31 protein-coding genes and 1 tRNA gene are annotated in these 24135 nt (G+C 60.0%); 17 read left to right on the top strand and 15 right to left on the bottom strand.

Annotated features, from left to right (window positions below; genetic code table 11):
- Window positions 1-25: 25 nt before the first annotated feature.
- From pstC to ACP7BX_RS18225, 5 genes are all read left to right on the top strand, one after another.
- Complete coding sequence (gene pstC, locus ACP7BX_RS18245; protein WP_016978032.1) at window positions 26-991, top strand: phosphate ABC transporter permease subunit PstC; 966 nt, start codon at window positions 26-28, stop codon at window positions 989-991.
- A complete protein-coding gene (pstA, locus tag ACP7BX_RS18240) occupies window positions 991-1884 on the top strand; it encodes a phosphate ABC transporter permease PstA (RefSeq protein ID WP_033902991.1) in 894 nt (297 codons plus the stop codon). Before pstC ends, pstA begins: the two co-directional genes overlap by 1 nt.
- A gap of 76 nt (window positions 1885-1960) precedes the next feature.
- A complete protein-coding gene (gene pstB / locus ACP7BX_RS18235; RefSeq protein ID WP_033902990.1) occupies window positions 1961-2722 on the top strand; it encodes a phosphate ABC transporter ATP-binding protein PstB in 762 nt (253 codons plus the stop codon).
- A 27-nt stretch (window positions 2723-2749) separates the two neighbouring features.
- Complete coding sequence (locus ACP7BX_RS18230; RefSeq protein WP_177074985.1) at window positions 2750-3448, top strand: hypothetical protein; 699 nt, start codon at window positions 2750-2752, stop codon at window positions 3446-3448.
- On the top strand, window positions 3448-4041 hold the full coding sequence (locus ACP7BX_RS18225; RefSeq protein WP_426129121.1) for a hypothetical protein: 594 nt from the start codon (window positions 3448-3450) through the stop codon (window positions 4039-4041). Before ACP7BX_RS18230 ends, ACP7BX_RS18225 begins: the two co-directional genes overlap by 1 nt.
- Window positions 4042-4080: 39 nt before the next feature.
- On the opposite strand, the gene ACP7BX_RS18220 is transcribed toward ACP7BX_RS18225, so the two are convergent.
- Window positions 4081-4686 (bottom strand): cysteine hydrolase, encoded by a 606-nt coding sequence (locus tag ACP7BX_RS18220; protein WP_426128750.1) that lies wholly within the window; start codon window positions 4684-4686, stop codon window positions 4081-4083.
- A 77-nt stretch (window positions 4687-4763) separates the two neighbouring features.
- Between ACP7BX_RS18220 and ACP7BX_RS18215 the strand changes: the two genes are divergently transcribed.
- Window positions 4764-5093 carry a hypothetical protein gene (locus tag ACP7BX_RS18215; protein WP_426128752.1) on the top strand — a complete coding sequence of 110 codons (330 nt, stop codon included), beginning with the start codon at window positions 4764-4766 and terminating at the stop codon, window positions 5091-5093.
- A 17-nt stretch (window positions 5094-5110) separates the two neighbouring features.
- Here the strand turns inward: ACP7BX_RS18215 and ACP7BX_RS18210 are convergent, their stop codons facing one another.
- Entirely contained in the window at window positions 5111-5461 is a 351-nt protein-coding gene (locus ACP7BX_RS18210) for a DUF2388 domain-containing protein (protein ID WP_426128754.1), read from the bottom strand.
- 214 nt (window positions 5462-5675) lie between these two features.
- Here ACP7BX_RS18210 and ACP7BX_RS18205 point away from each other — a divergent pair.
- The 3 genes from ACP7BX_RS18205 to ACP7BX_RS18195 all read left to right on the top strand — a co-directional run bounded on the left by ACP7BX_RS18205 (window position 5676) and on the right by ACP7BX_RS18195 (window position 7250).
- Window positions 5676-5762 (top strand) — tRNA-Leu (locus ACP7BX_RS18205).
- A 299-nt stretch (window positions 5763-6061) separates the two neighbouring features.
- The gene (locus ACP7BX_RS18200; protein WP_061437024.1) at window positions 6062-6430 is read left to right on the top strand and encodes a hypothetical protein; all 369 of its coding nucleotides are present in this window, start codon (window positions 6062-6064) and stop codon (window positions 6428-6430) included.
- Window positions 6431-6602: 172 nt separating this feature from the next.
- Window positions 6603-7250 (top strand): DsbA family oxidoreductase, encoded by a 648-nt coding sequence (locus tag ACP7BX_RS18195; RefSeq protein WP_426128756.1) that lies wholly within the window; start codon window positions 6603-6605, stop codon window positions 7248-7250.
- Here the strand turns inward: ACP7BX_RS18195 and ACP7BX_RS18190 are convergent, their stop codons facing one another.
- On the bottom strand, window positions 7251-7532 hold the full coding sequence (locus tag ACP7BX_RS18190) for a hypothetical protein (RefSeq protein ID WP_426128758.1): 282 nt from the start codon (window positions 7530-7532) through the stop codon (window positions 7251-7253).
- A gap of 195 nt (window positions 7533-7727) precedes the next feature.
- Between ACP7BX_RS18190 and ACP7BX_RS18185 the strand changes: the two genes are divergently transcribed.
- Window positions 7728-8201, top strand: a complete 474-nt coding sequence (locus ACP7BX_RS18185) for a GFA family protein (protein WP_426128760.1) — start codon at window positions 7728-7730, stop codon at window positions 8199-8201.
- Here the strand turns inward: ACP7BX_RS18185 and ACP7BX_RS18180 are convergent.
- Window positions 8173-8700 carry a DinB family protein gene (locus ACP7BX_RS18180; RefSeq protein ID WP_426128762.1) on the bottom strand — a complete coding sequence of 176 codons (528 nt, stop codon included), beginning with the start codon at window positions 8698-8700 and terminating at the stop codon, window positions 8173-8175. The two genes, ACP7BX_RS18185 and ACP7BX_RS18180, sit on opposite strands and share 29 nt — an antisense overlap.
- A 125-nt stretch (window positions 8701-8825) precedes the next feature.
- Between ACP7BX_RS18180 and ACP7BX_RS18175 the strand changes: the two genes are divergently transcribed.
- Entirely contained in the window at window positions 8826-9515 is a 690-nt protein-coding gene (locus ACP7BX_RS18175) for a tellurite resistance TerB family protein (protein ID WP_314526449.1), read from the top strand.
- On the opposite strand, the gene ACP7BX_RS18170 is transcribed toward ACP7BX_RS18175, so the two are convergent.
- From ACP7BX_RS18170 to ACP7BX_RS18155, 4 genes are all read right to left on the bottom strand, one after another.
- A complete protein-coding gene (locus ACP7BX_RS18170) occupies window positions 9512-10333 on the bottom strand; it encodes a hypothetical protein (protein ID WP_426128764.1) in 822 nt (273 codons plus the stop codon). The genes ACP7BX_RS18175 and ACP7BX_RS18170 overlap by 4 nt on opposite strands.
- A gap of 18 nt (window positions 10334-10351) precedes the next feature.
- Window positions 10352-10699, bottom strand: a complete 348-nt coding sequence (locus ACP7BX_RS18165; RefSeq protein ID WP_025999705.1) for a DUF2493 domain-containing protein — start codon at window positions 10697-10699, stop codon at window positions 10352-10354.
- A gap of 65 nt (window positions 10700-10764) precedes the next feature.
- Entirely contained in the window at window positions 10765-13479 is a 2715-nt protein-coding gene (gene mgtA, locus ACP7BX_RS18160; RefSeq protein ID WP_426128766.1) for a magnesium-translocating P-type ATPase, read from the bottom strand.
- 235 nt (window positions 13480-13714) lie between these two features.
- A complete protein-coding gene (locus ACP7BX_RS18155; protein WP_016975784.1) occupies window positions 13715-14008 on the bottom strand; it encodes a hypothetical protein in 294 nt (97 codons plus the stop codon).
- A gap of 431 nt (window positions 14009-14439) precedes the next feature.
- Between ACP7BX_RS18155 and ACP7BX_RS18150 the strand changes: the two genes are divergently transcribed.
- Complete coding sequence (locus ACP7BX_RS18150) at window positions 14440-14706, top strand: metal-sensing transcriptional repressor (protein WP_426128768.1); 267 nt, start codon at window positions 14440-14442, stop codon at window positions 14704-14706.
- A gap of 19 nt (window positions 14707-14725) precedes the next feature.
- Window positions 14726-16033: an MFS transporter gene (locus ACP7BX_RS18145; RefSeq protein WP_426128770.1), complete on the top strand. Its 1308-nt coding sequence runs from the start codon at window positions 14726-14728 to the stop codon at window positions 16031-16033.
- Here ACP7BX_RS18145 and ACP7BX_RS18140 read toward each other — a convergent pair whose 3' ends face one another.
- Genes ACP7BX_RS18140 through ACP7BX_RS18120 form a run of 5 tightly spaced genes read right to left on the bottom strand, consistent with a single transcriptional unit; the run spans window position 16034 to window position 19524 of the window.
- Complete coding sequence (locus ACP7BX_RS18140; RefSeq protein ID WP_426128772.1) at window positions 16034-16645, bottom strand: LysE family transporter; 612 nt, start codon at window positions 16643-16645, stop codon at window positions 16034-16036.
- A gap of 48 nt (window positions 16646-16693) precedes the next feature.
- Entirely contained in the window at window positions 16694-17380 is a 687-nt protein-coding gene (gene arsH / locus ACP7BX_RS18135) for an arsenical resistance protein ArsH (RefSeq protein WP_426128774.1), read from the bottom strand.
- An 11-nt stretch (window positions 17381-17391) separates the two neighbouring features.
- On the bottom strand, window positions 17392-17862 hold the full coding sequence (locus tag ACP7BX_RS18130; protein ID WP_314526469.1) for an arsenate reductase ArsC: 471 nt from the start codon (window positions 17860-17862) through the stop codon (window positions 17392-17394).
- 2 nt (window positions 17863-17864) lie between these two features.
- Entirely contained in the window at window positions 17865-19148 is a 1284-nt protein-coding gene (locus tag ACP7BX_RS18125; protein ID WP_426128777.1) for an arsenic transporter, read from the bottom strand.
- 19 nt (window positions 19149-19167) lie between these two features.
- Entirely contained in the window at window positions 19168-19524 is a 357-nt protein-coding gene (locus ACP7BX_RS18120) for a metalloregulator ArsR/SmtB family transcription factor (RefSeq protein WP_033902961.1), read from the bottom strand.
- Window positions 19525-19701: 177 nt separating this feature from the next.
- Between ACP7BX_RS18120 and ACP7BX_RS18115 the strand changes: the two genes are divergently transcribed.
- From ACP7BX_RS18115 to ACP7BX_RS18100, 4 genes are all read left to right on the top strand, one after another.
- Window positions 19702-19917, top strand: coding sequence for a hypothetical protein (locus ACP7BX_RS18115; protein WP_005788169.1), 216 nt, complete (start codon window positions 19702-19704; stop codon window positions 19915-19917).
- A gap of 71 nt (window positions 19918-19988) precedes the next feature.
- Entirely contained in the window at window positions 19989-20684 is a 696-nt protein-coding gene (locus ACP7BX_RS18110) for an AzlC family ABC transporter permease (RefSeq protein ID WP_038850981.1), read from the top strand.
- Window positions 20681-20992, top strand: coding sequence for an AzlD domain-containing protein (locus ACP7BX_RS18105; RefSeq protein ID WP_177111295.1), 312 nt, complete (start codon window positions 20681-20683; stop codon window positions 20990-20992). Before ACP7BX_RS18110 ends, ACP7BX_RS18105 begins: the two co-directional genes overlap by 4 nt.
- Window positions 20993-21163: 171 nt before the next feature.
- Complete coding sequence (locus tag ACP7BX_RS18100) at window positions 21164-21517, top strand: hypothetical protein (RefSeq protein ID WP_061437008.1); 354 nt, start codon at window positions 21164-21166, stop codon at window positions 21515-21517.
- 146 nt (window positions 21518-21663) lie between these two features.
- Here the strand turns inward: ACP7BX_RS18100 and ACP7BX_RS18095 are convergent, their stop codons facing one another.
- Together ACP7BX_RS18095 and ACP7BX_RS18090 are read right to left on the bottom strand one after the other, a co-directional pair.
- Window positions 21664-22368, bottom strand: a complete 705-nt coding sequence (locus ACP7BX_RS18095) for a YoaK family protein (protein ID WP_426128780.1) — start codon at window positions 22366-22368, stop codon at window positions 21664-21666.
- A 69-nt stretch (window positions 22369-22437) separates the two neighbouring features.
- Entirely contained in the window at window positions 22438-24060 is a 1623-nt protein-coding gene (locus ACP7BX_RS18090; protein WP_426128782.1) for an ATP-binding cassette domain-containing protein, read from the bottom strand.
- Window positions 24061-24135: the final 75 nt, after the last annotated feature.

Raw genomic sequence — 24135 nt, 5'->3', positions numbered from 1 at the left:
TTCCCCCTTGTTCCGGAAATAGCCAATGAACACACCTTTTGTCGTACCGGTTAACCCGGATTCTGCGTGCCAGCCACCTTCTACGAAGGATTTCCTGGTTGACCGCACCTTCCGTGCACTTGCACGCATAGGCGTAGTGCTGGTGCTGGCGCTGGTTTTCGCGCTGGTCTTCGAAGTAGGGCGCAAGGCACTTCCCGGCATGGAAAAGCACGGTTTTGACGTGCTGTTCGGCAGTGTCTGGGACGTTAACCAAGGCAAGTACGGCATTCTGCCAGCTATTTGGGGCACGCTTTACAGCGCCCTTATCGCGTTGCTGATCGCAGGCTTTTTCGGCGTGAGCATGGCGATTTTTCTCACCCAGGATTTCCTTCCGGCAAAACTCGCGGCGGTGTTTCGTACCATCGTTGAGTTGCTCGCCGCCATCCCCAGCGTGGTCTACGGCCTCTGGGGCATTTATGTAGTGATCCCGGCCATCCGCCCGCTGACTGCGTGGCTGAACACTGAACTGGGCTGGATCCCGTTTTTCGGCACGTCCCTCAGCGGACCGGGCCTGCTGCCGGCGGCGCTGGTGCTGGCCATCATGATTTTGCCAACCATTGCCGCCGTGTCTCAGGACGCCCTCACCGGTGTGCCGATGAAAACCAAGCAAGCCGCCTACGGCATGGGCACCACCCATTGGGAAGCGATTCTCAAGGTGATGGTGCCATCCGCCGCGACCGGCATCTTCGGTTCACTGGTACTCGGCCTGGGTCGCGCCTTGGGTGAAACCATGGCCCTGGCCATGTTGGTGGGTAACGCGAACAACATCTCGCTTTCGTTGTTTGCACCGGCCAACACCCTGGCCGCCTTGTTGGCGCTGAACTTCCCCGAAGCCGGCCCGAACGAGATCGAAGTGTTGATGTACGCCGCACTGGTCCTGATGTTTATCACGCTGCTGGTGAACATCATCGGTTCGATGATCATGGTCTACGCCCAGCGGGGTACCAAGTAATGACTGATCTCTCTACGCCCATCACCGCCATGCCGAGCCTGCAACGCCGGTTCGAAGGCCGTGCCTTGCGCAGCCTGGTGCTGACCACCCTGGTGTGGTTCGGCGCGTTGTTGGCCAGCGTGCCGCTGATTTCCGTGCTCTACATGCTGATCACCCGCGGTGGCGCACGCCTGAGCCTGGAAGTGTTCACTGAACTGCCCCCCACCGGTTTCGAGACCGGCGGTGGCTTCGGTAACGCCATGGCCGGTACGTTCGTGATGGTCGGTATCGCGGCCGCCATCGCCGTACCAGTCGGCATCCTGGCTGCGGTTTTCCTCGCTGAACTGGGTCCGGACAGCAAATTGGCCAACGCTTCGCGCTTTGCCGCCAAGATGCTCACCGGTTTGCCATCGATTCTGGCGGGTGTGTTTGCCTACGCCCTGGTGGTGATGACGACCGGGACTTACTCGGCTCCAGCAGGTGGCGTGGCATTGGCGGTACTGATGCTGCCGATCGTGGTGCTGACGGCTGAAGAGTCGATGAAGATGGTGCCCAAGATCATGAAGGACGCGGCCTACGGCATGGGCTGCACCCGTTCGCAGGTGATCTGGAAAATCGTCTTGCCCACCGGCATGCCCGCGATCCTGACCGGCGTGATGCTCGCAGTAGCACGTGCTGCCGGCGAAACCGCGCCGCTGTTGTTCACCGCGCTGTTCAGTAACTACTGGATCTACCACGACGGCAGCCTGGCGGTCATGAATCCGACGGCGTCCCTGGCCGTGTTGATTTACAACTTCTCCGGCATGCCTTTCGACAACCAGCTTGAGCTCGCCTGGGCGGCCTCGTTGGTGCTGGTAATGATCGTGCTGGTCGTGAATATCGTGAGCCGTATTTTCGGCAAGCCCAAGTACTAAGAACGGGAGCACCTGAATTTTGAACGTCTCAACTGCGCAAAAAGCCGCTCCGTTTGTCACCCAGGCGCCTGTGGTCATGGACTGCAAGCTGGACAAGATTTTCTACGGCAACTTCATGGCGGTGCGTGATAGCCATGTGCCAATCGAGAAAAACAAGATCACCGGCTTCATCGGCCCGTCCGGCTGCGGCAAATCGACTGTGCTGCGTAGCCTCAACCGCATGAACGACCTGGTGAAAGGCTTCCGTTTCGAAGGCCACGTGCATTTCCTCGGCCAGGACGTGTACGGCAAGGGCGTTGATCCCGTCGTCGTACGCCGTTACATCGGCATGGTGTTCCAGCAGCCGAACCCGTTTTCGATGAGCATCTTTGACAACGTGGCCTTTGGCCTGCGCCTGAACCGCTACAAAGGCGACTTGGGTGATCGCGTCAAGCACGCGCTGCAAGGCGCCGCGTTGTGGGATGAAGTCAAGGACAAGCTCAAGGTCAGCGGCCTGTCGCTGTCCGGTGGCCAGCAGCAACGTCTGTGTATTGCCCGCGCTATCGCCACCGAGCCGGAAGTGCTGCTGTTGGACGAACCTTGCTCGGCGCTCGACCCCATCGCCACCCGTCGTGTCGAAGAGCTGATGGTCGAGTTGAAAAAGGATTACACCATCGCGCTGGTCACCCACAACATGCAGCAGGCGATCCGTGTGGCGGATACCACCGCGTTTTTCTCGGTAGACATCTCCCAGGGCACCCGCACCGGTTATCTGGTGGAAATGGGCGCCACCGCGCAGATCTTCGAAAACCCGCGTGAGCAAATGACCGGGGACTACATCAGCGGCAAATTCAGCTGACCCATGCATCGTTTTTCAGGATTGCCAATGACTGCAACACGTCGTCTTGATCTGGTCGCGATTGAACGCGCCCTGCGCAAGGTACAGGGCCGGTTTGCCCAGCTTAGCCAGGACTTTACCGAGCCACGCGACCCGCTGACAGACGAAGTGCTGCAGAATGTGCTTGAAGGTTATGCCCTGATTGACGACTATGTTGCGCGCGGTGTCGACCTGTTTGACCTCCAGCAACTGAACCTGATGCTGGAGATCAATGCCACGGTGCTCTGTGGCAAAGACCCGGTGCGCCGCCAGGAATACGCGCAGCACCTGGCGGCGACCGAAGTGCACTTTTTCAACAATGTCGAAGGTGGCATCAAGGATTTGTATAACTGGTATTGCAAGCACCATAACGAATCCGTATGGAAGCGAGCAGCCGGTGTCTACGTGCGAGTCCTGAGCAAGCCGCAGTTGTTCATTGAAGGCAATCACCGCAGTGGGTCGCTGATCGTCAGCTACCTGCTGATGCGCGAGGGGTTGCCACCGTTTGTGCTGACGCTGGACAACGCCGAGGGCTATTTCAACCCGTCCTCGGTGATACGCAACTCCGCCAAACATGGCGTAATGGCGTTATACGAATTGCCCAAGATCAAGAAAAAATACGCAGCGTTCCTGGAAGATAACGCTCCAGATCCAACCGAGTTTTTCCTGAGCGACACACCAGCGCCCGCCCACCAGGGGGGCCAATGATGGGAAGGTACCCAGTGCTCGACACGATCAAGCGTGTGTTCATCAAGCGTCAGCGAATCCGTATTTCGTTCGACATCGACGACACACTGGCCTGTCAGCTGCACCACAGTGCAACCGAGCACAGCCGCTTGCCGGCGTGTGTGCACCGTTGGTTGGGTGAACCGCTGCGTAGCGGCACCCGCTCCCTGACCCGTGAACTGCGTCGCCAGGGTTGCAGCGTTTGGGTCTACACCTCCTCAGGCCGCACGCCATCCTACATCCGCCGTTGGTTGTTGCTGTATGGCATCCATGTCGACGGCGTGGTCAACAGTGTGCGACATAGCCAGGCCCTGACCGAACGTGGGCTGACGAGCACTCCGTCAAAATTCCCACCGGCTTTCGATATCGACTTGCATGTCGATGATTCCGAAGGCGTGCAGCTTGAAGGCTTCGACCACGGGTTTCGCGTGGTGGTGGTTGACCCGGAAGACGAGCAATGGGCACAACGTGTGCTGGAGGCTGTGGCACAGGTTCAGGTGCAACTGGCGCGGCAACAACCGCAGCGGCACAAGCTGCCCGTTCGGACTTATCCAGGGTTGACGTTGAACGGATGAAACAAAAGGGGCGACTGATTGATCAGTCGCCCCTTTTGTTTATTGGGTGGTCAACGCCCCAAGAAACTCGGTATGCCGCAACACCTTCGAAAACATCGACAGCGTGAAGTTTTCAGCCGCTTTTTGCTGTTCGTCGGTGAACGTCGCCGTGCAGTCGGCCAGCGTCACCACGTTATAACCCTTCTCGTAACCTGATCGAACGGTGCCTTCGACGCAGCAGTTGGTCAGAAATCCCGCCACTACCAGGTTCTGAATGCCGTTGTTGCGCAGTACCAGGTCCAGGCCGGTGGTGGCAAAGCCATCCAGCCCGCGCTTGCCTTCCACGAGGATATCGCCGGTTTCACGGCTGATTGCCTCGGTAATCTCGGCGCCCCAGCTGCCGGAAAGAAAAGCAGCGCCATCGGCAACGCCCTTCAAGATTCCATAATCACGCGTCGTCAGTTCCGGGTAACCCTCAGTGAACTGGATCGGCAGGTGAATGATCTTCACGCCCAGCGCGCGTGCCTGTTGCACGGTCGTTGCGGTATTGGCCAGCATGTCGGATTGGTGCATGACGTCTTTGACGGCGTCATGAAACACGCCACCGGCGGTGGTGAAATCGTTCTGGAACTCGATCAGGACAAGAGCGGTGGCGTTTGGATTCATGATGAGGCTCCGAGAGGTGTCACTGGATTGATCCTTCAGAGTATATTCACTGAATTAACCCCCACAAGGACAGTGCAATGACCCGCTATTTCAAACATCCAGAGAGTGACCAGGTCGAAGAAGTCGATGCGTTCCAGGTGTTGGCTGTATTGTTTCTCGGCCCGCTCTACCTGCTCTTCGCAGGCCTTTGGCGTCATTTGCTGATCTGGGCTGCGGCATTAGGGCTGGGTTTTCTTGCAGGCCCGCCCTGGGCGGCGATTCCCATTGCCGGGCTGCCCATCATCTACTGCTTCCTGATCCGTAAAATCGTCGCCGCTGAGTATGTGAAGAAGGGCTGGGTTGAAGTGCCCGACCCGGCGCAGGCGCTCAAGAAACCAGCGCCAGCGGCAGAAACTGTCGCCGAGTAGTTACCGGGAGAGAGGTCTCATCGGCCGACATCGCCTAAATCGCTATTCAAAGTGGCAATGGCCTGGGCCAATTGCATGTCAGACATCAGCGGCGCGCTATACGTTGAGCGGTAGAAGCGTGAAGCCTCCTCAAACTGCGCGCCACGGATCTCACCCTCTGAGCCGATAAACACAAGTGCATCACTTTTGGATGACTTGAACAGGTCGGGAATGGCAGAGGTCAAGGCCGTGGCGCCGGAGACAAGTATAAAGGGCGCAACCGAAGTGATCATGAGCGCGGCTTGAAAGGGGTTGTTGTTTTCAGCCGCCGCGACTGGATTGCCGAGCAATGCCAAGTTGGCGATTATCACTCTCTTCCATGAGTCCATTCTGCGGTGCATCCATTGCGTTGGGAGGGCGCCACGATAACAGAGTAGGGGGCTCATCGCGTTGGAGGAGTTTGCCGGCTTTCCTCCAGATGCTTGCCTAGCTCACTGATCTAGCAAGCTTTTTTGCCGGCTTCCTGAGGTAAGAAAGCCGCCCTTCGACCTTGCATCAAAGCGACTGGATCTATATATTCCCAACCCTGCAACACGCGCTGCCGCCCGAATGGCGAAACTGGTAGACGCATGGGACTTAAAATCCCCCGCTCGTAAGGGCGTCCCGGTTCGATTCCGGGTTCGGGCACCATCATTTGGTTTCACGACATCCCAGGAGGTCGCTGAAGACCGCAAAGAACCTGCCTTGTGCAGGTTTTTTTGTGGCCGGCTTTTTTACCCGGAATTACGTCTGCCCCCTCGGAGACCAAGCCGATACGGCGACAATGTCTTTTTGAACAAGTGCTTAGCGATGACTTCAAGAAGTGGCCGAGGCTTGTACGAAAAAGCACTCAAGAAATCAGGACGCTTCAGACGCTGACTTTGCTTCCAAATGACCTCTGCCGAGTTGTTAAATCTTGGGCTCCAGATAGGTAAATGAGGGTGCTGCTCATGAGTGAAGATCTGCTCAAATCATTCTCTAAAGAGGTCATGCAAAACGGGCCGGAGTCGACTCTGCCTTGTAACTTGAGCGACCAGTGGCTGGAGGTGTTATCCGCGCAGATGGAGGATTTTTTCGAAAATGATTCAGATGAGTGCCTGTCACTCCCCTTGATGGCCGTACTTCACATCCTGTTCGCGAAAAATGAAGGGGCGGCGATTTCGGAAACTCACGACAGGCTTTTTGATCATCTTTGCAACTATCGGATAGAGCTGGGGTTGGAAGAGATCAGGCGCAAAACCCATGTGAGTGTAGAGCCCGCCAATTTGGAAAGCATATTAACCAATCGCAGCGTGGCCTTTAAGCAATCGGCAAACTGATTACACTGAAGTACAAATGAAGTGCGTGCCCCTGTATTTATTCATCCGGTACAACCTCCTAGAGTTCTTCCCATTCGCCGCTCTGTCATCCCGGCAGGGCGCGAATTGGAGAATTACTGATGCCCTTGTTCAATACCATCGAATGGCGCAATAACCTGTTGGAGTCCCTATCGTGACTCGCACCGTGAGCATCGAGTTCGTGTCGGATGTGATGTGCCCTTGGTGTGCACTCGGCGCTGTAGCGCTGCAACAGGCCATCGCGAACCTGGCGGGCGAAGTTACGGTGGAGCTGACGTTTAAACCCTTCGAGCTGAACCCGGACATGCCGCCTGAGGGCGAAAACGCTGTCGAACACATGATGCGCAAATATGGCCGCACCTTGGGCGAAGTCGCCGCGCGTAATGTCATGGTGATCGACCGCGGCAACGCCTTGGGCTTCAAGTTCGACTTGGCGAAGCGTACGCACTTCTACAACTCCTTTGACGCCCACCGTCTGTTGTATTGGTCGGTGGCGCAGGGTCGCCAAGTTGCACTGAAGCACATTCTGTTCAAGGCGCATTTCAGTGATGGGCAGAATATCAGCAGCCACGACACCTTAGTGCGTCTTGCCGGTGAAGCGGGGCTCTCCACGGCACGCGCTCAAGGGGTGCTGGACAGTGGGGAGTTCGCCGTTGAAGTCCGTGAGCTTGAAGATTTTTACGGCAGGCGCGGGATCAACGCTGTCCCGGCCATGGTACTCAATGGGCGTCACCTGGTGGCTGGCTCACAGTCCGTCGAGGAATACGAACAAGCCATCAGGCAAATAGCGGTTGCGCCGTGATTACACGTACGGCTGCCCGCTGAACCCGCGTGGCAAACGCTGCAAACCAGGCAAGTCGGTAAGACGCTGCGTCCACGCGCTGCGCCAGTCAACGTGGGTCTGAGTCTTGGCTTTTCGATTGGCGCGGCGGGCGGCGTTGCGCTGGGTGCGGCGCGCTTCTTTATAGGCATCGGTATTGCGACAGGTACGGCATTTGACCCGGTTCAGCTCGGTGCTGGAGGGGAGGTTGGTGCCGTGGTGGCCACAGGCCAAGTGACCTGCAACCTTGAAGTGAATGACCATGTCAGCGTCTCCTTCTTGGGGGTACGCACATCGGTAGACTCACAATGCGCGCGGGGAGGGCGGGGCTGTAAAACCTCGACACCTAGGGTTACGACCCCAACGCTGAGACAGCGTTCGGTTTTCGCCCAGGGCCTGTTCAAGCCTGGCACCTGAAGCTAACCTGCCAGGCCACCCATCAAGAATAAGGAAGCAATGATGAGCGTCGAGACCCTTCCATATGAGGGCAGTTGCCGTTGTGAGCGCGTGCGCTTCAGCGTGAGTGCCGCTGCGGTGATCACCATGGCCTGCCATTGCACCGGCTGCCAGAAGATGTCTTCCAGCGCGTTCTCCCTGAGCGCATTGATTCCCGCCAGCGGTTTCACGGTCACCCAGGGCTGCCCGGTGATCGGCGGTATGCAGGGCGTGGATCGCCACTATTTCTGCCCCCATTGCATGAGCTGGTTGTTCACCCGGCCCCACGGCATCGATGAGTTCGTCAACGTGCGCGCCGCCTTGCTGGATAACGCCAGCGGTTACGTGCCTTTCATGGAGACCTGGACTCGTGAGAAGCTGCCTTGGGCCTCCACTCCGGCGGTGGAAAGCTTTGCGCAGCTGCCCGAGCCTCAGGAATTTCCGCGCTTGATGCAGGCCTACGCCGAGTTCAGTCGATCAGCGCCAGCAAGTCCGTAGTGCCCACATCCAGCCCCGCCTGGGTCAGCAACGTCGTGGCCTGGCCCCGGTGGTGGGTTTGGTGATTGAAAAAGTGTACGAGCAGGCTGAAGAAGTCCTTATCGGCCGTGACCCCGCGCATGTTGCTGTAATGCAGGCGAAGGTCCAGGTCGGTCTCCTGCACAGTGTGGCTCCAGTCAACGATCAACTGATCCAGCCAGGTGCGATAGGTTGCCAGCTCGCGTATATCCGCGAAGGCCAGATGCTTGAGATCAGCAGGCGTAGCAACAGCCTGCATCGGAGCCAGTGCTGAAAAGCCCGCTGGATGCTGCGCAAAACGCTTGAGCCAGACGGTATCGCCCAGCACCAGGTGGTTCAGGGTGCCGAGGATCGAGCCGAAAAACGCCTGTCGGTCCATCGCCAACTCCGCGTCCGTCAATGTCAGGGCCGCGTCATAGAGCTTGCGGTTCATCCACTGGTTGTAATTCGCCATCAGTGCGATGTGCTCAGTCCGGTTCACTTGGGTTTTCTCTCGAAGTCGCGATAGCGTCATGATAGGCCGGGACCGCCCGGCGGTCATGGTGTTCCGGCAAGGCCGGGCTATGGTTGATAGACGCCAACACTGCGCCCTCGGAGGGTGACACCATGAACACCAGCGATTTACTCGAACAACTCCTGCGCGCCGGGCAAGGCGGCAGTGCGTCATCCGGCGGACTGGGTGGGCTGCTTGGAGGGTTACTGAAAGGTACCAGCACAGGCAATGCATCAGCCGGTGGCGGTTTGGGTGGTTTATTGGGAGGGCTGGGTGGCATGTTGGGTGGCGCCACGGGCACTCGTCCCGCTCAAGGGCGTTCCGGCGGGATGAACTACGCTGCATTGGCCTCCCTCGGTATGGCGGCATTTCAGGCCTACCAAGCCTGGCAACGCCAGCAGGCCACTGCGCCGCAGCAAGCCTTCCAGACAGTAGACCAGCTCGACGGCACCGCAGCCGAAGCCCACAGCCACGCGGTACTGCGTGCCTTGATTGCCGCCGCGAAAGCCGATGGGCGCATTGATGAGCAAGAACAGGCGTTGATTTCCAGTGAGCTGGGCCGCCATACCGACGACCCGCAACTGCAACAGTGGCTCGACGCCGAAGTCGCCAAGCCCCTGGATGCCGCGGATTTCGCCGAGTTCGCCAGCGACCCGGCCGTGGCGGCCGAGGTGTACCTGGCCAGTGTGATGTTGGTGGACGACCAGCAGGATGCTGAACGTAATTACCTGGATGACCTAGCGGGGCAGTTGCACATTGACCCGCAATTGCAACTGCACCTGGAACAACAAGCCAAGGCCTAGAATCGCAGCGTGGCACCGGTGGTGAGCCATTGCGCGCGCTCACCGATCAGGCTGCGCCCGACCACCAGGTCCACGTCGACAAACTCGCCGAAATGAAGCCTCGGCCCGGCCTGCCATGCCTGATCGCCGCCATCCTGGCCGTAACGCTCGGCGACCAGCGTCAGTGAGTGTGCCACTTGGTACTCAAGGCCGGTGCCCCAGGTCAGGCGGTGTTTTTGGTCGCCGTCGTTGTAGATGTGGGACCAACCGGCATTCACGCTCATGCGCAGTGGCTCCAGTGGCTGCCATGTCAACGGGATATTGAAGTCGGTGCCATCAAAGCCGTGCCGACGACCGTGTGCAAAGTGCGCACCGGCTGACACGGCCATTTCCAGCCCCAGGTCTTCCCGAGACAGCACTTGCGCCTTGACCTGTGGGTTCACCTGGGTTTCGCCCTTGTCTGCGCTGGTAGCGCGGGACAGGGCTGCGCCCCATTGCACCGAAGGCAGCGCGGCGAAGGTGCAGGCAGGCGACAGCGTTTCAGTGTGAGTGCTGCCATCGTGGCGGTTGGCGGTGTGCCACGCGTCCACATTGCATTCGCCCGGCGCATTGACCGCGCCGTCATCGACCACGTACGAACCACCGGCCGCATTGGCCTTGGACAGCAAGGCAATCGCCAACAGGATGCCCAGGGTCAGCCCGATAAAGATCAGGTTACGTTGCAACGCGCGACGCTTGGCCGGTGGCAGCAACAACAGAGTATGACGCGCACCTCGGTAGTGACGCGCACGGTACTTGGCGAACCCGTCCTGGCGTGGTGGGGTGTGTTTTTTGTGCATGATGCACCTCGCATGAATTCAGCTTTCTACGGTCAGCACCGAAATGCCGCTGGCTTTGGCCTGGCAGACCAGCTCAGAGGTGTCGTCCCCGCCGGGCAGGGCGATGACTACATCTGGTCGGCTGTCGGTCAGCATGAAATGGTTGCGCTGGCGTTCCGCCTGCTTGCCGTGGCGTTGCCAGTTGGGCGGGTAGCGCACCACGTCGATGCCCAGTTCCCGTGCCCACTCCTCGACGTCGCTGCCGAGGAATTGGTTGCCGCCGTGGATCAATACCTGCACCGGGCGCAGGCGGTGGTAAGCGTCCAGCACTTGGCGGGACATTTTGGTGTCGGCGTAATGACGACCTGCACAGATCAAGACGCGCATAAGGTGATTCCTTGTGTTGCACGGTGGCGGCCGGGCGACCGCCACCGTTTAAACGGCGGGGGAGATCAGTACCACTGCTTGAAGCGGCGGATGTAGATCGTCTTCATCAGTTGGGCCACGCAGCAGTAGCTGAGCAGGGTGCCCACCAGCCATGGGAAGTACGCCAGCGGCAGTGGTTGCAGGCCGACCAGGGTGCCCAGTGGCGAGAACGGCACGTAGATCCCCAGCACGATCACCACACAGGTCATCATCAACACCGGCCACGCGGCAGTGCTCTGGAAGAACGGGATCTTACGGGTCCGCAGCATGTGCACGACCAGGGTTTGCGAGAGCAGCCCCTCGATGAACCAGCCGGACTGGAACAGGGTCTGCACTTCCACACTGTTGGCCGCGAACACGTACCACATCAGCGCAAAGGTGGTGATGTCGAAGATCGACGAGGTCGGCCCGATCCAGATCATGAACCGGCCGATGTTCTTCGCATCCCACTTACGCGGCTTGGCCAGGTACTCCTTGTCCATCTTGTCCCACGGCAAAGCCAGCTGGGAGATGTCGTACATCAGGTTCTGCAGCAACAGGTGAATCGACAGCATCGGCAGGAACGGAATGAACGCACTGGCCACCAGCACCGAGAACACGTTGCCGAAGTTGGAGCTGGCGGTCATGTTCAGGTACTTCATGATATTGCCGAAGGTTTCGCGGCCCTTGAGCACGCCTTCTTCCAGCACCATCAGGCTCTTTTCCAGCAGGATGATGTCGGCCGATTCCTTGGCGATATCGGTGGCCGTGTCGACCGAGATACCCACGTCCGCGTCGCGCAGTGCCGGTGCATCGTTGATCCCATCACCGAGGAAACCCACGGTGTGGCCGTTGGCTTGCAGCGCCTTGAGCACGCGTGACTTCTGCAGCGGTGTCAGCTTGGCGAACACGGTGCGTTCTTCCACACGGCGCAGCAGCGTGGCGTCGTCCATGGCTTCAATTTCAGTCCCCAGCAGCGGCTGGCCTGGATCGAGACCGACCTGGCGGCAGATCTTGCTGGTGACCACGGCGTTGTCGCCGGTCAACACCTTGATCGCCACGCCGATCTGTTGCAGTGCCGCAATCGCAGGGCCGGCAGTTTCCTTCGGTGGATCAAGGAAGGTCAGGAAGCCCTGAATCACCAGGTTGCGCTCATCGGCAGTGGTGTACTGCTGACGTGCCATGGACTTAGGAATGTGGCGGGTGGCGACCACCAGCACACGGAACCCGTCTTCGTTGTAGTCGTTGGCAATCGCCAGCAGTTCTTCACGGCGACGATCATCCAGCGGCACGGCGGCGCCGGCTTCCATGACGTGAGTGGAAATGCTCAGCATCTCTTCCACAGCGCCTTTGCACACTAGCAGTTGGTCGTCGGCGGCATCCTTGACCACGATCGACAGGCGACGGCGCACGAAGTCGAACGGCAACTCATCGACCTTGCTGTAGGCGAACGGTTTCTTGAACTTCGGGTTCTGCTCCGAGAACTCCACCACCGCCTGGTCCATCAGGTTCTTCATGCCGCTCTGGTGATGGCTGTTGAGCCAGGCCAGGGACAGCACCGCATCATCACGCTGGCCAAAGGCGTTGACGTGATGTTCGAGGATGATCTTGTCCTGGGTCAGGGTGCCGGTCTTGTCGGTGCACAGCACGTCCATCGAACCGAAGTTCTGGATCGCGTTGAGGCGCTTGACCACCACTTTGCGCTTGGCCATGGCGGTGGCGCCCTTGGCCAGGTTGGCGCTGACGATCATCGGCAGCATTTCCGGGGTGAGGCCGACGGCCACCGCCAGGGCAAACAGGAAGGCATCGCCCCAGTCGCCCTTGGAGAAGCCGTTGAGCAGGAACACAATCGGCACCATCACCAGCATGAAACGGATCAGCAACCAGCTGACGCTGTTTACCCCACGGTCGAACGCGGTTTGCACCCGCGAACCGACAATTGCCTTGGCCAGGGAGCCAAAGTAGGTGCGCGGCCCGGTGGCGACTACCACCGCTTTGGCGCGACCACTGACCACGTTGGTGCCCATGAAGCAGATGTTTGGCAGGTCCAGCAGGTTGCCCTGGTCGGCCACCACCGGTCCGGCGGATTTCTGCGTGACATTACCCAGGGTGTCGTACTTTTCCACCGGCAAGGCTTCGCCGGTGAGCACCGCCTGGCTGATGAACAGGTCGCGGGATTCGATCAGGCGGATGTCCGCCGGGATCATGTCGCCGGCCGACAGCTGCACGATATCGCCGGCCACCAGTTCGCGCATCGGCACTTCGCGCAGGGTCGGTTGCGAACCTACCTGCTCACGGCGCAACACGGTGGCCGTGGTGCGAACCATGGCTTTCAGGGCTTCGGCAGATTTAGCCGAACGGTGTTCCTGCCAGAAGCGCAACAGGCTGCTGAGCATCACCATGGTCATGATGATGATGACTTTGGTCGGGTCGGCGTCTTCGCCTTCCTGCATCGGCAGCCAGCAGTCGGTGAAGAAGCTGATGCCGCCCAGGGTCAACAACACATAAATGAACGGGTTGTTCAGTGCGTGCAGGAACTGGACGATGGCGTGAGGCGGCTTGTCGTGGGCGACTTCGTTGTAGCCTTCGCGTTGCAGGCGAGCGGAGGCGTCCAGTTCGGTTAGGCCGTCCTGGGTGGCACGTACGTTCGCCAGGGTGGCCGACAGGCCGTTGTGGGCTTCGCGGGCGGCACGCATCGACAGTTTGGTGTCGGCGTCGGTGCCATTCTTTTTGTGCAGAGGCGGGTTTTTTACGGCGCTCATTGTCTGTACTCCTGTCGCCAATTTTCGACAAAACATACCCGGTACTTACCTGAAGACAGGCGAGCGAAAGCATGCCGAGTCGCTAACTTCGCGATCGGTTTAAATAAGGTGTTCACATAACTTCTACAGTGCCCGCCAATAGCGCGTTAGTTAACTAGCGCGCAGCGGGCTACTACTGGACGTGTTCATAAAGAACTCCAGAACATGGATCAGGAAGTTGCTGTTTCCAGCCGGGTCAGGCGGCGCGAGCGCTCACATAAAGACCGAGCATCAAGCTGGCCTGTGCCAGGCTGGAAACCTTGGGTCTCTGCGGGTCTTGAGGGTCGGCGTGATCCCAGTGCTGCACCAGTTGGCCGCTTTCCGGGCAGATACGCCAATGCGCCAGCGGGTAGGCTGGGCGCACTTGAGGGGAGGGTGCAGCAAACGCTGAGCGGGTAGGGGAAAAACCTACGGGCTCACGGCACAGCTTGGCGCGCAGGGCGGCCGCTAGTGTGCGTACATCAGGCAAAACAAGGGCTTGGAAGGTCATAACACACCTCGGGACCGGACAGGCGACCGGCGAGGCAGTTACGGTGGAGCATCGAGCTCTAGCGCAGCTTACCGGACCGGGGAGGCGAGTCCTGTCATATTCTGGGTTTGGCGCCCGATGCCCGCGTAAGCGGTGCTCGGACAGCGACTAGATACTGTGTCCATTGGCTTCTTTTGTGAGGTTTAAAAAAGGCCCCAGTTGCAGGCACGGGCAATCTACTCACGACGCCGCAGGATGTCAACGCTTAATGTATTAATTCATTACAAGTTCAGAGTTTGTTCAGACAGAAGGCCTGTTTCAGTTCTTTCGGTACTTACACTTACTCAGAGTTTCGAGTGTGCGGGTATCTATTCTCCGCGAAGGAGATGAGCGGGCTTGCCTGTATCCTCCCTGGGGGGATACGATCGATGCACCGTCGAAGGAGCCTTTCAATGAGCGAGCATGTCCACCAAACCCACGAAGCCATCGTCAAACGCCTCAAGCGTGCCGAAGGTCATTTGCGCAGCATCACCAGCATGATTGAGACCCAACGCCCCTGTGTGGATATCGCCCAACAATTGCACGCGGTGGAGAAAGCCATCTGCCAGGCCAAGCGCACGCTGATCCAGGATCACATCGATCATTGCCTGGAAGGCAGCGTGACCCTGGATGGCCAGGCCTCGTTGGCTGAACTCAAGCAACTGACCAAATACCTGTAGGCCGCGAGGGGAGATTCCCATGTTCGATGTGCTCAGCAACAAGACGTACCGGCGCCTGTTCTTCGCCCAGATTATTGCGTTGATTGGCACCGGCTTGACGACAGTGGCCCTCGGGCTGTTGGCGTTCGACCTGGCAGGTGACCAGGCCGGCACCGTGCTGGGCACGGCGCTGGCGATCAAGATGGCGGCCTATATCGGCGTGGCGCCGGTCGCGGCGGCTTTTGCCGAGCGGCTACCGCGTCGGGCGATGCTGGTGAGCCTGGACCTGATCCGCGCGCTGGTCGCCCTGGCGTTGCCGTTTGTCACGGAGGTCTGGCAGATCTATCTGCTGATTTTTGTCCTGCAGTCAGCCTCGGCGGCCTTTACGCCGACTTTTCAAGCGACCATTCCCGAGATCCTCCCCGACGAGGCGCAGTACACCAAGGCGCTGTCCCTCGCGCGCCTGGCGTACGACATGGAAAGCGTGATCAGCCCGATACTCGCGGCGATGTTACTGAGCATCATCAGTTTCCACAGCTTGTTTGCCGGGACGTCAGTGGGCTTTTTGATCTCGGCGCTGCTGGTGTCTTCGGTGCTTTTGCCGCAGGCCAGGGCGGCGGTGCGGCGGGGCATTTATGATCGCACCACCCGTGGCTTGCGGATTTTCCTGGCGACTCCGCGGCTGCGCGGTTTGCTCGCGCTCAACCTGGCGGTGGCGGCCGCGAGTGCGATGGTCATCGTCAACAGTGTGGTGCTGGTGCAATCGGGGTTTGGCTTGCCGCAACGCTTTACGGCGTTTGCACTGGCCGCGTTTGGGGCGGGTTCGATGATGGCGGCGCTGGTGTTGCCGAGGGTGCTGGCGCGGCTCAGTGATCGCACCGCGATGATTTCAGGCGGCGGCGTGCTGATCATGGGGCTCAGCGTGGGTGTCTACTTGTCGGATTACCGGCAAATGCTGTTGCTCTGGTGGGTACTGGGCCTGGGTTATTCCCTGGTGCAGACCCCGGGCGGACGCCTGTTGCGTCGCTCCGCCCATGCCGAAGACCGGCCGGCGTTGTTTGCCGCGCAATTTGCGTTGTCGCATATCTGCTGGCTGCTGACTTACCCGTTGGCCGGTTGGCTCAGTGCCAACTTCGGCATGTCGCAGACATTTGCCAGCCTGGCGTTTGTGGCGACCTTGGCACTGATCGCCTGCGCCAGCCTCTGGCGGCCAGACCATGAGCAACCCGCCGTGGTCCATGAACACCCTGAGCTGCCCGCCGGCCATCCGCATTTGGTGCACCCTAAGGCGGGAATGCACGGGCATGCCTATGTCATCGATGACCTGCACCGTCGCTGGCCGGCTTGATCAAATGCCTTGCGCGGCCAATATCGCCAGATAGATCAGCACCAGCCCACAGGCGGCATAACTGATGCGCTGCCAGGTGGGCGAGGCGTTCTGGCGCAACAGGTTGACCAGCCCCGCGAGCAGAAAGCACGACAACACCGACGCGAGCATGAACCCGGCAAAGAACATCAGCGTCTGCCCGTGGCTGGGCGTGGTGCCGACGATGCCCGACAACGCGCTGCCCAGCGCGCCCCAGTAGACAATGTTCTTCGGGTTGGCCAGGGAGATCGCTGCTCCGGTGGCCAGGGCATTTTGCCGAGTGCTGGCGGGGGCGTCGTCTGACTCAGGTAGCTTCCAGGCATCGATCAGGCTGCGAATGCCGAGCCAGGCCAGGTACACCGCGCAGACCACCGTCAGCGGCACGCGCACGGCATCATGTTGGATCAGCAAAGCGATGCCGGTCAGACCGATCACCGCCCAAACTGCATCGCCCACCAGTGAGCCGAACTGCACCAGCAGAGCCGGTGTGAAGCCATGCAGCAAGCCACGGCGCAGGGTTTCCGCCAGCACCGCGCCGGGCGAGAGGCAGAACACAAAGCCGAATACCAGTGCATAAAAGAAGATGGTCAGCATGCCCGCGTCCTTTCAGGAAAGTGCGTGAGCATACGCTGGCAGACGGGCTCAAATCGACCGTTGATTGACACGCCGCGAGAGTTCGTCGGCGCTTTCCTTGCGCTCCGAATAGCGGTCCACCAGGTCCGGGCGTTCGCGTAGTAGCAAGGTGAACTTCACCAGTTCCTCCATTACATCGACCACACGGTCGTACAGGGCAGAAGGCTTCATGCGGTCCTGATCGTCGAACTCCATGAAGGCCTTGGGCACCGAGGATTGATTGGGGATGGTGAACATGCGCATCCAGCGCCCCAGCACGCGCAACTGGTTAACCGTATTGAAGGACTGGGAGCCGCCGGATACCTGCATCACCGCCAGGGTTTTACCTTGGGTCGGGCGCACCGCGCCAAGGGCCAGCGGCACCCAGTCGAGCTGTGCCTTGAACACCGCTGACATTGAACCGTGGCGCTCAGGCGAGCACCACACCTGGCCTTCGGACCACTGCATCAGTTCCAGCAGCTCTTGTACCTTGGGGTGATCGCTGGGGGCGTCATCCGGCAGTGGTAAACCGCTGGGGTTGAAGATGCGCGTTTGCGCGCCGAAGTGCTGCAACAGGCGTGCAGCTTCTTCCACCAGCAGGCGGCTGAACGAGCGCTCCCGGGTCGATCCGTAGAGCAGCAGGATACGCGGTGGTTGGGCCGCGCCGTGCGCCTTTGATGGGAACAGCGACAGGTCCAGGTTGGGCAGGGTGGTCATGGAGCCTCCGATTACAGCTCGGCAATTCGAGCGAGTTCTGCCTTGAGTTCAGTTGGGCTGAGTTCGGCAAACGGCAGGATAAAAAACGCCCGGCAGCGAGTGGCAATGGTCTTCAGCGTGGCGTCGAATGCCGCCTGCACACTCGCGTCGTCACCCTGCACATCCGAAGGGTCTTCCAGCCCCCAGTGCGCCTTCACCGCCGGCCCGAAATACACCGGGCACGCTTCGCCGGCCGCCTTGTCGCACACGGTAATCACCACGTCCGGCGGGCTGCCTTCGAACGCGTCGTTGCCCTTGCTGTACAAGCCGTCGGTGCTGATGCCGGCGGCTTGCAAGGTGCTCAGGCTGCGCGGCAGCACCTGGCCCTTGGGAAAGCTGCCGGAGCTGATCGCCTCGAAACCTTGCGGCGCCAGGTGATTGAACATCGCTTCGGACAAGATGCTGCGGCAGCTGTTGGCGGTACACATGAACAGGACTTTCATCGTCAGATACTCAGTCGCAAGGCAAGGGCGGCGAGGGTGATCAACAGCACCGGCAAGGTCAGCACAATGCCGACCTTGAAGTAGTAGCCCCAGGTGATGGTGATGCCTTTGCGCGCCAGGATGTGCAGCCACAGCAAGGTAGCGAGGCTGCCGATAGGGGTGATTTTCGGGCCCAGGTCGCTGCCGATCACGTTGGCGTAGATCATCGCGTCCTTGACCACGCCCACGGCATGGCTGGACTCGATGGACAGCGCCCCGATCAACACCGTCGGCAGGTTGTTCATCGCCGATGACAGCAGTGCCGTCAGCACGCCGGTGCCCATGGCCGCGCCCCACACGCCGTAAGTGGCGAAGGTGTCGAGCCAGGTGGCCAGGTAGGTGGTGAGGCCGGCGTTACGCAAACCGTAGACCACCAGGTACATGCCGAGGGAAAAGATCACGATCTGCCACGGTGCTTCTTTGAGCACTTTACGCGTGGAGATATTGTGGCCCTTGGCGGCGATCACCAGCAGGAGCACGGCACACACGGCGGAAATCGCGCTGATCGGAATGCCCAGCGGCTCCAGGGCAAAGCAGCCTACCAGCAGGATGCCGAGCACCCACCAACCGGCGCGGAAAGTCGCGCGGTCGTGGATGGCACTGGCAGGGTCTGCGAGGTCGGCGGGATCGTAGGTCTGCGGGATATCACGGCGGAAGAACCACAGCAGCACCGCCAGCGTAGCCGCAACGCTGACGAAGTTCACTGGCACCATCACGGCGGCATATTCGTTGAAGCCGATCTTGAAGTAATCCGCCGAGACTATATTCACCAGGTTCGACACCACCAGCGGCAGGCTCGCCGTGTCGGCGATAAAGCCCGCGCCCATGACGAACGCCAGGGTCGCCGCCGGGGAAAAGCGCAGCGCCAGCAGCATCGACATTACGATGGGCGTGAGGATCAGTGCCGCGCCGTCGTTGGCGAACAGCGCCGAGACCAAGGCGCCGAGCAGCACCATATAGGCAAACAAGCGTCGGCCACGTCCACGTCCCCAGCGTGCGACGTGGAGTGCGGTCCAGGCGAAGAAGCCGGCTTCGTCAAGCAACAGGCTGATGATGATCAGCGCGACAAAAGTCCCCGTGGCATTCCAGATGATGTGCCACACCACCGGAATGTCAGCCAGGCTGATCACGCCGCAGGCCAGGGCCAGGATCGCGCCCATCGTGGCGCTCCAGCCAACGCCCAGACCCTTGGGTTGCCAGATGACCAGGACGATGGTGAAGATAAAAATGGTAATTGCGACAAGCATGAATAAAGGCTCCGATGGCTCAGCAGCAGGTGCTGGCCCGTTGTGGTCTGTCGCCCATTGCATCCAGACGCTGTGCGTCGCTGTGCAACCATGGCTGGTTGGCTTGCAAGGTGGTGTGCAGCACCTGCGTTACCCACTCGGGCAGCGCGGGGTTGATGCGGTAGTAGATCCACTGACCCTGACGACGGTCCTGCAGCAACCCGCAACTGCGCAGTTGCGCCAGGTGCCGGGAGATTTTCGGCTGGCTGTCGTCCAAGGCATGGATCAGTTCGCACACGCAAAGTTCGCCTTCACGCAGGATCAGTAACGTCAGGCGGGCACGGGTGGCATCGGCCAGGCATTTGAAGAGGGTGGGCGGGGAGAGGGAGTCCGACATGGCCAAGGCCTTTGTATATATGGTTATTCGAATATACGTATTTCCATATGTATCAGTCAAACCCTGTTTCAATTGATATGGATCAAATGCCTTGAGATCCGCCACAAGTGTTTGAAATTAAAATGAAACACGAATGTCCTAAAGTGCCTGCCCATTGCTGATGAAGGAAGACCCCGCGTGACCCGTGCCACTCGCAACCTGCGCAAGACCCTCGATTCCGTCGCGGAAAACAACGAAACCGCTGCGTTCGACCTGATGCGCGCCGTCGAAAAACTCGGCGATGAAGTGCTGCGCCAGCGTCTGCTCAATACCATTCACAGGCTCAACCAGGATGCCTATGAGTTGCGCGAAGCGCGTGATTCGGTGGAGCAGGTGTCGGTCAGGCTCGCCTGAGCAAGATCGTTCAAGACAAGCCCGTTGTTGCGCTGGCATGCTTGTCGACTGTCTGTCGATGAGCCGTTTCCATGCCTACTGCCTTACCTCATTACGCCTTCGCTCGCGGCGCCATTGCCGTTATTCCCTTGTCCCTGGCCTGCGCGCCTTGGGGCCTGCTGGCCGGTTCCATGGCCATCGATGCGCAATTCAGCCCGTTGGAAGCCCAGGGCTTATCCGCCATCGTGTTTGCTGGTGCGGCGCAACTGGTTGCCATTGGGATGGTCAAGAGTGGCGCCAGCCTGATTTCCATCGTACTGACCACCTTGCTGCTGACCTCCCAGCATCTGCTGTATGGCATGCACCTGCGGCCAATCCTTTCGCCCCTCAAGACCCGCTGGCGTATCAGCCTGGGCTTTCTGTTGACCGACGAATTCTTCGCACTGGTCAGCCACTATGACCGCGAGACCTTTAACCGTTGGTATGCGCTGGGCGTCGGGCTGACGTTCTACATCGCCTGGAACCTGTTCACCCTGGCGGGCATTGTGCTCGGCAAAAGCATTCCCGGCCTTGATCAACTGGGGCTGGAGTTTTCCATTGCCGCCACGTTTATCGCGTTGATTACGCCCGTGGTACGGGATATTCCCACGGTGGTCTGTGTGGCCGTGTCACTGCTGTTTTCGGTGTGGTTGAGCTTCCTGCACTGGGAATCGGCGGTGGTGGTGTCCGGCCTGTTGGGCATGAGCGCGGGTTACGCCTGCAAGCGATTGGGAGTAGGGCAGCCATGATCTTCCTGATGATTGTGATAATGGGCCTGGCGGTCTTTCTCAACCGTTACCTGTTTATCGAGCCGCGCCTGCCGGTGCGCCTCAACCGGGGCGCACGGGAGTTTCTCGGGTTTGCCGTGCCCGGCATGCTCACGGCGATTTGCGGGCCGATCATTTTCCTGGCGGACCATCACCTGAACCTCAGTCCGGCCAACCCCTATCTTCTGGCGGGTATCAGCGCAGTGGGGCTGATGTTCTGGACGCGCAATGTGCTGGTCACCGTGTTGCTGAGCATGGCGGTGTTCTATCTGTTTCGCTGGTTGCTCTGAGCCCAGGCGAAAAAAAGCCCGCGGGAGAGCGGGCCGAAGGGAGACTTCTAAAAATGAGCGTAGCCACTATAGGCGGCGCCTGCTCTCTTTACAGTGAAACAAAGTTCATCCAGCCGTCAGTAGTGCCTGTGGCGATGGTACAGTCGCGTTTTTTTCCAACGGAGCAATGGCATGCACAAGGTGGTAATTGGCGCACTGGTATTGGCGGCCCTGGCCGGTTGCGCGGGTTCGAAGATGAAAGAAGCGCGCGCAGGCACGCCCTACAAGACCCTGGCTTCGGACAAGGCCACCCTGGTTGTTGCCGAATGCGTGCAGTTCGGCTGGCAGGACGAAAGCGTGTTCGGCGTTGATGCCGGTGGCTTCAAGGAGCCGATCGCGGCGGGCGGCTACACCGTCTACACCACCGCTGGCGATTACTTCGTCGACGTGCAAAGCGCGGGTGCCGGCTCCTCCATCAAGTACTACGCCGCAGAAGACAATATGCCCGCCAAGCGTCGTTTGGCTGCACTCGCGACCTGCCTGTAATCCATTGCCTTAGTCGATTTAGGAAATGCCTGGCACGACAGCCGCGAAGCATTAGCTTATTATTCACCCGCTCGCCCGACATGATGGCTCTTTACCAGTACACGGACGTCGAGGCCTAAACGTCGGGCGAGCATCCCTCCTTTTCTTCAACGCGGCATGTAACCCAGGTGCCAGCGACGGGGAATCTTCAGTGACAGCAACCCCAACAACCCCGCCAGTACGCCGCTGACCATCAGCGCCTTCAAGCCCATCTGCTGCTCCAGCAGCGCGCCAATCACCGCGCCCACGAACATGCCGGTCCATGGGATCAACTGCACGCGCCAGCCCGTGCGCCGTTCTCCGAGCATCCAGCGCCCCAGCCCACGGCCAAAGCGTGACAGTGCGCCAGTGACGTAAGTCAGCCCTACGGGGAGTCCGTTGACCTCTTCCACAGCCGCATTGAGCATGCCCATCGCAATGATTGCCGCCAGCAGCGCGGGCAGCGTGTCAGCGAAAGGCAGCCATGCCGCGACGCACAACAAGGCCGCAATACACAGCAGCAACGGCAAGGCGTGGCGGCGGCTCAATCGGCTGACCACCACGCCCAAGGTATTGCCAACCACAAATGTCGCGACCAGCAACAACAGCCGCCCGGTCAGTCCAAGATCACCTGCGCTGATCGCCACCGCCAGGCGCGTGGTGTTGCCGCTCATGAATGAAACGAAGTCGCCGCTCGCCATGAAGCCGATGGCATCGGTCATCCCCGCCAGTACTGAAAGGCTGGCCACCAGCATCAGCCCGACCCGGCCACGCCAGCGCTGTCGGTGGGCGAGTGCAGCATTGGCGTAAGGCTTGCGAGGCGATGGCAGCATAGGGTCGGGTTCCTCGGTGAGATTATCCGGCCACTACCGTATGACGCTTTATGCACACGTGCAATGACCTCAGACAGGCTCCAGCGACCAACCTGTGTCGTGCCAATCCAGGAAATGGGTGGGCTTGATCGATTGGAGGAACGCTGCATCATGGGACACCACCAGCATCGCCCCGTTGAAACCTTGCAGCGCTTGCTCGAAAGCCATCACCGACTCCAGGTCCAGATGGTTGGTCGGTTCGTCCAGTAACAGCAGTTGCGCCGGCACTTCGCGCCACAATGCAATCGCCATCGCGGCTTTCAAGCGTTCGCCGCCGCTGAGTTGCCCGGTGGGTTGGGTCACACGCAAGGCATCCAGTTGCAGCAACGCCAGGCGCGTGCGCAGTTGGGCTTCGGCCAGGGATGTATCGAGCAGGTTGAGCTGTTCAACGATGGAGCGTTGATCGTCCAGCAGCGCAAGGTGTTGATCGATGTAGGCGCAGGGCAGAGGCAGGTTGCATTCACCCGCGACGACCTGCCATTGACCGGCCAGTACCTTCAGCAACGTGGACTTGCCGCAGCCGTTGGGCCCACGCACGGCGACGCGCACCGGACCTGCAAGATGCACATTCAGACAGGTCGACGGCAGCCACGGTAACTGTGCGTTCACCAACGACAGAACCTGTCGCCCGTTGGGCACCGCTGAGGCGGGCAATGCCAACAAGGTCGGCGTTTCATCTTCGACCCGTTCATAAGCCTGGCGCACCTGGGCATCCAGTTCGTGTTTATGTTGCCAATGCGCGCTACGCACGGTGCTGACGATCTCGGTGGCGGCACCTTTCCAGCGCGCCTTGGTGAAGCGGTCGACGTTGGCGGTTTCTGCATGCTTGCGTGAGCGCGCGGCGTTACGTTGCAGGCTGTCGTGGTCTTTTTGCAGGCGCCGCCGTTCGCGACTGCGCTCCAGGCGTGCATGGTCGAGCGCGGCGCTGGCGGCCTGTTGTTCGGCATCACGCTGCAGCCGATAGGCATCGTAGTTGCCGCCGTAGACGTTGACGCCGAGGGGCGACAATTCAATGATGCGCGCCATGGCGTTGAGCAATTGCCGATCATGGCTGACCACCACCAGGCCACCCCGCCAAGCGTCGAGCACACGCAGCAGCCAGGCGCGACCATCGCTGTCGAGGTGGTTGGTGGGCTCATCGAGCACCAGCAACGGCGGCGCGGCCAGCAGCGCACCGATGATCGCGACTCTGGCCAACTGGCCGCCGCTGAGTTGGTCGGCAGGGGTATCAAAGGACAGCTGCGCCAGCCCCGCGCCATCCAGGGCGCTGCGCAAACGCTCGGCCAGGTCCCAACGGTCGTCGATTAATTCCAGGTCTTCGACCTGGGCGGCGCCGCGGTTCATGCGTTCAAGGGCGGCCAATATCACTGCGGTGCCGGTGAGATCGGCGACCGTCTCCCCTGGCGCAACCGTGATGCTCTGCGCCACGTAGATCACACGGCCAGGGCCATTCAGCGATCCGGAGGAGGGTGGCAGCAGCCCCGCGATCAACCGGGCGAGAATGCTTTTGCCGCGACCATTGCGCCCCACAATGCCGGTGGGTGTGTGATCGATGGACAGGGTCAGGTCATCCAGCAAGGTCTCGCCATTGGCGAACTGGAAACTCAAGTGTTGCAGGGAAACAAGGACGGGCAGCCGGTTGACGTCAGTCATCAGCACCTCCAAAAAAATGTCGGACAGGCCAACAAGCGCGCCAGGCGGCTCGTTGCAGATACATTTTGGAAGGCT

The sequence above is a fragment of the Pseudomonas sp. DWP3-1-3b3 genome (genome assembly GCF_049896305.1).
Taxonomy (GTDB): Bacteria; Pseudomonadota; Gammaproteobacteria; order Pseudomonadales; family Pseudomonadaceae; genus Aquipseudomonas; species Aquipseudomonas azotoformans_A.
This window is presented reverse-complemented; position numbering and strand designations above follow the sequence as displayed.

Coding starts and splice junctions, on each gene's coding strand:
- pstC (WP_016978032.1), top strand. CDS start 26: ATGAACACACCTTTTGTCGTACCGGTTAACCCGGATTCTGCGTGCCAG.
- pstA (WP_033902991.1), top strand. CDS start 991: ATGACTGATCTCTCTACGCCCATCACCGCCATGCCGAGCCTGCAACGC.
- pstB (WP_033902990.1), top strand. CDS start 1,961: ATGGACTGCAAGCTGGACAAGATTTTCTACGGCAACTTCATGGCGGTG.
- ACP7BX_RS18230 (WP_177074985.1), top strand. CDS start 2,750: ATGACTGCAACACGTCGTCTTGATCTGGTCGCGATTGAACGCGCCCTG.
- ACP7BX_RS18225 (WP_426129121.1), top strand. CDS start 3,448: ATGGGAAGGTACCCAGTGCTCGACACGATCAAGCGTGTGTTCATCAAG.
- ACP7BX_RS18220 (WP_426128750.1), bottom strand. CDS start 4,686: ATGAATCCAAACGCCACCGCTCTTGTCCTGATCGAGTTCCAGAACGAT.
- ACP7BX_RS18215 (WP_426128752.1), top strand. CDS start 4,764: ATGACCCGCTATTTCAAACATCCAGAGAGTGACCAGGTCGAAGAAGTC.
- ACP7BX_RS18210 (WP_426128754.1), bottom strand. CDS start 5,461: ATGGACTCATGGAAGAGAGTGATAATCGCCAACTTGGCATTGCTCGGC.
- ACP7BX_RS18200 (WP_061437024.1), top strand. CDS start 6,062: ATGAGTGAAGATCTGCTCAAATCATTCTCTAAAGAGGTCATGCAAAAC.
- ACP7BX_RS18190 (WP_426128758.1), bottom strand. CDS start 7,532: ATGGTCATTCACTTCAAGGTTGCAGGTCACTTGGCCTGTGGCCACCAC.
- ACP7BX_RS18185 (WP_426128760.1), top strand. CDS start 7,728: ATGAGCGTCGAGACCCTTCCATATGAGGGCAGTTGCCGTTGTGAGCGC.
- ACP7BX_RS18175 (WP_314526449.1), top strand. CDS start 8,826: ATGAACACCAGCGATTTACTCGAACAACTCCTGCGCGCCGGGCAAGGC.
- ACP7BX_RS18170 (WP_426128764.1), bottom strand. CDS start 10,333: ATGCACAAAAAACACACCCCACCACGCCAGGACGGGTTCGCCAAGTAC.
- ACP7BX_RS18165 (WP_025999705.1), bottom strand. CDS start 10,699: ATGCGCGTCTTGATCTGTGCAGGTCGTCATTACGCCGACACCAAAATG.
- mgtA (WP_426128766.1), bottom strand. CDS start 13,479: ATGAGCGCCGTAAAAAACCCGCCTCTGCACAAAAAGAATGGCACCGAC.
- ACP7BX_RS18155 (WP_016975784.1), bottom strand. CDS start 14,008: ATGACCTTCCAAGCCCTTGTTTTGCCTGATGTACGCACACTAGCGGCC.
- ACP7BX_RS18150 (WP_426128768.1), top strand. CDS start 14,440: ATGAGCGAGCATGTCCACCAAACCCACGAAGCCATCGTCAAACGCCTC.
- ACP7BX_RS18145 (WP_426128770.1), top strand. CDS start 14,726: ATGTTCGATGTGCTCAGCAACAAGACGTACCGGCGCCTGTTCTTCGCC.
- ACP7BX_RS18140 (WP_426128772.1), bottom strand. CDS start 16,645: ATGCTGACCATCTTCTTTTATGCACTGGTATTCGGCTTTGTGTTCTGC.
- arsH (WP_426128774.1), bottom strand. CDS start 17,380: ATGACCACCCTGCCCAACCTGGACCTGTCGCTGTTCCCATCAAAGGCG.
- ACP7BX_RS18130 (WP_314526469.1), bottom strand. CDS start 17,862: ATGAAAGTCCTGTTCATGTGTACCGCCAACAGCTGCCGCAGCATCTTG.
- ACP7BX_RS18125 (WP_426128777.1), bottom strand. CDS start 19,148: ATGCTTGTCGCAATTACCATTTTTATCTTCACCATCGTCCTGGTCATC.
- ACP7BX_RS18120 (WP_033902961.1), bottom strand. CDS start 19,524: ATGTCGGACTCCCTCTCCCCGCCCACCCTCTTCAAATGCCTGGCCGAT.
- ACP7BX_RS18110 (WP_038850981.1), top strand. CDS start 19,989: ATGCCTACTGCCTTACCTCATTACGCCTTCGCTCGCGGCGCCATTGCC.
- ACP7BX_RS18105 (WP_177111295.1), top strand. CDS start 20,681: ATGATCTTCCTGATGATTGTGATAATGGGCCTGGCGGTCTTTCTCAAC.
- ACP7BX_RS18100 (WP_061437008.1), top strand. CDS start 21,164: ATGCACAAGGTGGTAATTGGCGCACTGGTATTGGCGGCCCTGGCCGGT.
- ACP7BX_RS18095 (WP_426128780.1), bottom strand. CDS start 22,368: ATGCTGCCATCGCCTCGCAAGCCTTACGCCAATGCTGCACTCGCCCAC.
- ACP7BX_RS18090 (WP_426128782.1), bottom strand. CDS start 24,060: ATGACTGACGTCAACCGGCTGCCCGTCCTTGTTTCCCTGCAACACTTG.